This window comes from Roseospirillum parvum, from assembly GCF_900100455.1.
GTDB classification, from domain to species: Bacteria; Pseudomonadota; Alphaproteobacteria; order Rhodospirillales; family Rhodospirillaceae; genus Roseospirillum; species Roseospirillum parvum.
Genome location: NZ_FNCV01000026.1, coordinates 1 through 5,978 on the forward strand (window position 1 = coordinate 1; position 5,978 = coordinate 5,978).

Below are 5,978 nucleotides of genomic sequence, written 5' to 3' on the forward strand. Positions count from 1 at the left end.
CCGTCCCGCGCATCATTCCCTCGGACGCAATCCATCGTCCGAGATTGAATCATGCCCAAGCCCGGCGGGCCATCGGGTTTTTCAACAGCCTGTTAGGGGCCGGCTTTTTCGTGGAGACTTGAAAGCGGCGCTGTCGATTCCAACAATGCAGTATTGAAGCGAGATCTTCGTGCCTTTTCACCGTGAGCGCGTGCGCCACGGACATCGCTTCACCCCCAACAACTCAGATCGGGAGCCCGTTGCAGCAATGCAGCGGATGATGACCCATGTCCAAATCCTTCGCGAAGATATTCGCGTTCGGCGCAATTGTGCTGGCGGCCGTGGTTGGCGCGTTGCTCGGCATCTTCCTGCCGGAAGCGATGGCCGCTGTCGCCTTTGCCCTTGTCGCCTTTGCCGCTGTTGCTGTAGGCGCCGGTTCTGTTGCTGTATGTGCCGGTTCCGTTGCTATTGCCATTGCCACCGATGCGGTCTCCGCCGCCCTTGCCTTCGCCGCCTTTGCGGTTGCCGCCGTAGCCGTCGCCGCCTTTACCGCCGGTGCCGTTGTTGGTGCCGCCATTGTCGTTGTCTTTACGGCAGCGGCCCTCAGAATCGCTAACAACGCAATCGAAACCTGTTACGCCCGCAAGGGCGCATAACGACGAGCCGCTCCTTCGGGAGCGGCTTTTTTATGGACCTACATCGACATCTTTTGGAGAGTGGGGAAACGGCTTTCCTCTGGCCTCAGCCCAAGGTCTTCGGCACACCCCATTCTGCACGACTCCGCCCCGCAACGCCCCGGTAGCCGGCGCACCGGGACCCGCGGCTTCGCCTACCCTGTACGGCGGCAAGCGGCCGGCCCGTTGGGCCGCGGTTGATTTGGTGATGCGCTTACGCGCGTAAACCTCTGGTGCCAGCTTGTGCCGACCCCGGCGGGCTTTACCAAGGTCGCCGTCCGGCCTGCCCGCTCCGTTCCCCCCGATCAAGCCGGGGGTTCCGTGTTGGCCGGATTGCACCCCTTCGGGGCGGCTCCCTTGGCGCCCACCGGATGTCGGCGCGACGCCGCCCGTTTCTCTTCGCTCCCTTTGGTCACTGGTCGTTCAAGGCGTCGCTCGCCGCTGGGCAGAGGTTCAGGCGCGGGGCGTGTGTGCCCTGTGCCGTCTGAAACGACTGAACGGAGGACTTGAGCGAATGAACGAAACGACCGCCAACTGTCAGGGCGCAGCCGCGCTGCTGACGGATGACCAACGTGCCCGCCTGTTGAAGAACGGGCGGGAGAATGCCGAGTGCATCAATGAGGATGGCAACACCCGCGACTTCTGGCCCGTGGTGAAGCTGTTCTGCCCGTGGGGCGCGGCGACGTGGCTGCTGACCGAACTGGACCCCGACGAGCCGGACATCGCCTTTGGCCTGTGTGACCTCGGCTTCGGGTGCCCCGAGTTGGGCAGTGTCCGCCTGTCCGAGCTTGCCGCCGTGCGCGGCCCCGGTGGCCTGACCATCGAGCGCGACCAGCACTTCAAAGCCACCAAGAGCCTCGCGGCCTATGCCGACGAGGCCCGCCAACATGGGCGCATCTGCGTCTGACCAACCCGCGCCCGTGCTTCGGCGCGGGCCGCCCATTCCTTCATTCTCAGGAGGATTCCCATGCCCATCATCCTCGGTCTCATCATCTTCGCCGTCGCGGCCTATGCCGCCAATGTCACGGGCGATGCCGACACCTTCGGCTGGGTTATGCTCGGCGGGCCGTTCGTCATCCCCATCGGGGCGTTCGTCTCGTGGCTCGTGGCCAAGGTGTTGGGGGCGCTGTTCCGCAGGTCGTCCGAAGACTGACCGTAGCCCGCGTGTGCCGCGCCGGTGTCGGCGCGGTGCGCACCCATCATCTCGAAAGCCGCCTTGTCCGCTGGTCGTGGGCAGGGCGGTTCTCTTTTGCAGGTGAGGCGCTGGGTGGTGAAGTCGAGCGGACGAAGGCACCAACGCGCCGCTCGTCGGGAGAAGGGGCATCGAGGTCGCCACGGTGCGTCTCGGCCTCTGTTTGGGCCGGTCAGCGACCCATCTGCGTCCTTTCCTCTCATGGCCACATCTGAGCCCGTCGCCCGTTCCCGCAACGGCGCGCGGTCAGTTTTTTCCCCTGCGGCTTCGCCGCATTCCTCGCGAAACAAGAAACAGCCCGCTTGCCGTCTGCCACTGCGTTCGGCCCTCACGGGTGCGGGGCCGGGCTTCGACGGTCTCTCTCATGGGCCATGGAAAGGTCGCGATGGGCGCGACCGCCAGAACCAAACAGAGGAGACTTACATCATGGCAACCATCGGCACCTTCACCAAGACGGACAGCGGCTTCGCCGGCACCATCCAGACCCTCGGCGTCAAGGCCACCAAGGTCGCGATCACCAGCGTCGAGAAGTCCAACGACACCGCCCCCGACTTCCGCATCAAGGCGGGCACCGTCGAGATCGGCGCGGCCTGGCACCGCACCAGCAAGGGCGGCAACGAGTACATCTCGGTCAAGCTGGACGACCCGAGCTTCGCCGCTCCCATCTACGCCAACCTGGTCGAGCAGCAGGACAAGGGCTTCGCCCTCATCTGGAGCCGCTGACCAACCGCGAGCCGCCCGCTCCGGCGGGCGGCATCGCTCCCCAATAGTTTAACGAATTAACGAATGGACGATTTCATCATGATCACTTTGACCGACATCCATATCCAACGCCTGCACGCCGAGGCTGCGCGCTTGTCCGAGGAGGCGGACCGCCGCCTTGCCACCGCCGAGGACACCGACGATTCCGACGACTGGGATGCGTGGAAAGAAGCCGACGGCATCGCGACCGGCTACAAGCTCGCCCTGCAGGACGTAGTTCGCGAGGCGGCCGACCCCGAGCCGGCACCGCCCACGCCTACGCTTACCTATGACGATTGGCGTGACCAGTACCGGCCCATCGCCAACACCGTCGCCGATTGGGCGCCCTTCGATGGCGCGATGTTCAAGACCTACGGCCCGGAACTGGACGCCGTTCGCGCTGCGGAGCCGGCCTGCATCTGGACGCTGGTGGACGGCGATGACGACGATATGTACGTCCTCAGCGGCTGCCACCTGGTCGACCGTCTCGGCTACTTCATCACCGAGCGCCCGTGGGCCGGTGACGAACCGGTGGAGATCCTCGTCGATTGAGGTCTCGCCATCCGGCCCCCGTCGCATCGTCGGCGGGGGCTTTCGTCTGTCTCCCTCGCGGCTCACGGCGCGGAGCGTGCAATCCATCCCTTGCCCTTCCGTTCGGTGCTGCCGTCCCTCGGATGGTCCCCGACGTGCCGGACGGCGCCTTGCCGTCCATGACCTGCCCGCGCCAGCGGCGCGGTGCCCCGCCCGTGTTGGTCAGGACTGCTACGGCTCATGCCGTCCGGCCTTTCGTTCGGGTCCTTCGGGACAGTCATCAACGAACGAAAGGATATTCTTATGGGATTGGATATGTACGCTTTCACCACTGCCGAGGCCGTCGAGGCCGACGTCGACTTCACGCCGAAGACGGCAACGGAGCTCGCCTATTGGCGCAAGCACCCCAACCTGCACGGCTGGATGGAGCAGCTCTACCGCGCCAAGGGCGGTGAGGCCGAGTGCTTCAACTGCGTGAACGTCGCGCTGACCGCCGAGGACATCGACAGGCTGGAGGCCGACATCAGGGCCGACGCGCTGCCGTTCACGGAGGGCTTCTTCTTCGGCGAGTCCGACGGCAGCGAGGTCGAAGACGACCTGACCTTCATCACCAACGCCCGCGCGGCCCTGGCCGACGGAAAGACGGTGTTTTATTCGAGTTGGTGGTGAGCCCACCAAGTCCAAAGCCCGGTGCCGCGAGGCATCGGGCTTTCTTGTGCTTTCGCTTCTTTTCGGCGGCAAGTCCGCGCCGTACATTCATCTTATGGACGCGGAGAAGATAGAGCGGCGACTTCGGCGGCTGGATGCTGCCCTGGCCCGGACCGAGCGGCGGCTCGATACGCTGCTGGACGTGCGCAATTATCACGAACGGCGCTTCGCGGTTGCCCTCGCCAATGCCGAGGCCGCACAGGACGCCTTCGTGCTGGCGGCGCGGGTTGCCTTCCGTGACCCTTACCGCGCCCTGAAGGCGTGGGAGCGGCACGAGTTCCGGCTGTCCAAGCTCACCCTTGCCGAGCCTCAGGACGCCGAGGTCGCTGCCGGTGCTCATGCCGCCGTCAGCAACTCGACCGGTCTGGCCGGTCTGACCCTGCGGGGGCGGACGATCCTCGGCCGTGACGACCCCGAGCGAACGGCGGCGCGGGCCGCGCTGGAGAAGATGGGGGAGCAGCGGCGTGCCTGGCTCGATGAGGTGCGCGCGGCGCGCACCTACGGCCATGCCGTCAATCAGGTCGGTGAGCAGGTCCGCGAATTGCGGGACCGCTTGCGCTCGGGGGTGCTGCGCCGGGATGACCTTTGGCAGGCGCTCCGCGAGGCGCACGACCACCCGCGCACCTACACAGTGCCTCCGAGCATGACGCCCGTCGATGAAGCCGACCTCGCCCAACGGGGCGAACTCTACCGGGCCTATGGCGACATCATCGAGGGCAGGCAGGCGCCCGAGCAAAATGCTTCGGCAGATGCTCCCATGCTCACGCCCGAGGAGCGCGCCAAGCGGGAACGGGACCGCCTCGCGCGGCTGTACAACCGGGCACGCGGGCGGGAAGGCCGCGACCTCGACCGCTAGCCATTGCCGTCCCCAACGTCTGTGACCGCCCCAAGGGTCATGGTGCGGTCGCCGGGTTCAGCGGTTTTCCAACTGTCCGGTCCCGACACGCCCGTCTGCGGGCCTTCAGGTACAGGGCGAACATGGCGGGGGTGCCGTCCGGCGCAACGGCGCGGCCCGACTTTCTTCCCCGGCCTGCGGCCTCCTCGCGCACCAAGAAAGACGGGCCTTGCTGTCCTCCGCTGCGCTCCGTCCTTGCAGGTGCGCCCGCCGTCTCTGCCCCGCCTCCTGTCGCCCATGAAGGCCGCGACGGTCGCGGTCGGACGAACGGAGGAAAGACCATGCTGAATACCATCGACACCACCTGCACCATGACCTGGGACGACTTCACGCTCGCGGTCGACGACGCCCTGCTGATCGAGACCGGTGACGGCCTCGCCGACGAACTGATGCCCGACGTGCTGACCGCCTTCGAGACGGGCATGACCCCGTGGGGCTGCGTCATCGCCCTGACCGAGGGGCGGGACCGCTGCCGTTTCGGTGACGACTACCACGCCGCCGCCTGAGCCGATCGCCGCGACCGCAGCCGCCCCGTCGGGTAGCCCGGCGGGGCTTCGTCGTTGTCTGGGTAGGCCGGGCCGACAGCGCATCCGGGGCGCCGGCCGAGACGGCGTCGAAATGCCTTCGACGTGCCGCCACACTGCCGGAAGCTCAGCCCGGCCGAGGGGTATCAGTCGCCCCTGTCCGGCCTCCTCTCGGGAGAAGCAGTAGCCACACCAGCACGGGCCTTCGATAGGGGCCAACTTGGCATCGGCGTCGCCCGCCGCAACGGGTCGGCCCGACTTTCTTGTCACTGCGTTCCAACAAAGACGGTCCTCACCGTCCTCCGCTGCGCTTCGGCCCGCTTCGAGGTCCCGGTCGGGGCTGCGCCCCTCCGCGCCTCTTGGGGTGCCCCGGTCTCCTGTGCCGCTGCCGCAGTTCGGCCACGAAGGCCGCGCGGTGCGGCCAAGAAACCCCGAGAGGAGACCGACCATGAACAACCCATCCACCCTTGAACTCGTCCAGAGCATGACCTTCGAGCAGTATGTCGATTACGTGACCGACGCCTTCGTCGAGTTCTACGACCGGGCGCCCAACGGTGACCTGACGGTGGGCTTGCGCTTCTGGCACGACATCAACGTCCATCCGGAAAGCGCCGCCTTGATGCTGCCGGACTACGGCTACTAGGTTCTGGACTCATAATCCCGCATCCAGAGTCGTGTTGAAGCCAACATGACAGCGGCCAAGAAGTTCTGTGCCGACTTTTCGAAGCGGGTGG

At 66.2% G+C, this 5,978-nt stretch carries 9 protein-coding genes; all 9 read left to right on the top strand.

Annotated elements, in window-relative coordinates; translation table 11 throughout:
* The first annotated feature begins 266 nt into the window (after positions 1 to 266).
* The 9 genes from BLR95_RS15170 (at position 267) to BLR95_RS15210 (ending at position 5,887) form a co-directional block, all read left to right on the top strand.
* The gene (locus BLR95_RS15170) at positions 267 to 635 is read left to right on the top strand and encodes a hypothetical protein (RefSeq protein WP_092622066.1); all 369 of its coding nucleotides are present in this window, start codon (positions 267 to 269) and stop codon (positions 633 to 635) included.
* Positions 636 to 1,167: 532 nt separating this feature from the next.
* Positions 1,168 to 1,560, top strand: a complete 393-nt coding sequence (locus tag BLR95_RS15175) for a DUF2958 domain-containing protein (protein ID WP_092622068.1) — start codon at positions 1,168 to 1,170, stop codon at positions 1,558 to 1,560.
* 60 nt (positions 1,561 to 1,620) lie between these two features.
* Positions 1,621 to 1,806 (top strand): hypothetical protein, encoded by a 186-nt coding sequence (locus BLR95_RS15180; protein WP_092622070.1) that lies wholly within the window; start codon positions 1,621 to 1,623, stop codon positions 1,804 to 1,806.
* Positions 1,807 to 2,271: 465 nt separating this feature from the next.
* A complete protein-coding gene (locus tag BLR95_RS15185) occupies positions 2,272 to 2,568 on the top strand; it encodes a DUF736 domain-containing protein (RefSeq protein WP_092622072.1) in 297 nt (98 codons plus the stop codon).
* A gap of 63 nt (positions 2,569 to 2,631) precedes the next feature.
* Positions 2,632 to 3,138, top strand: coding sequence for a hypothetical protein (locus BLR95_RS15190; RefSeq protein WP_092622074.1), 507 nt, complete (start codon positions 2,632 to 2,634; stop codon positions 3,136 to 3,138).
* Positions 3,139 to 3,432: 294 nt separating this feature from the next.
* Complete coding sequence (locus BLR95_RS15195; RefSeq protein WP_218119578.1) at positions 3,433 to 3,786, top strand: hypothetical protein; 354 nt, start codon at positions 3,433 to 3,435, stop codon at positions 3,784 to 3,786.
* Between the two features lie 46 nt (positions 3,787 to 3,832).
* Positions 3,833 to 4,681, top strand: coding sequence for a hypothetical protein (locus BLR95_RS15200; protein WP_092622078.1), 849 nt, complete (start codon positions 3,833 to 3,835; stop codon positions 4,679 to 4,681).
* Between the two features lie 320 nt (positions 4,682 to 5,001).
* Positions 5,002 to 5,226, top strand: coding sequence for a hypothetical protein (locus BLR95_RS15205; RefSeq protein ID WP_092622080.1), 225 nt, complete (start codon positions 5,002 to 5,004; stop codon positions 5,224 to 5,226).
* A gap of 466 nt (positions 5,227 to 5,692) precedes the next feature.
* A complete protein-coding gene (locus BLR95_RS15210; protein WP_092622082.1) occupies positions 5,693 to 5,887 on the top strand; it encodes a hypothetical protein in 195 nt (64 codons plus the stop codon).
* Positions 5,888 to 5,978 lie beyond the last annotated feature (91 nt).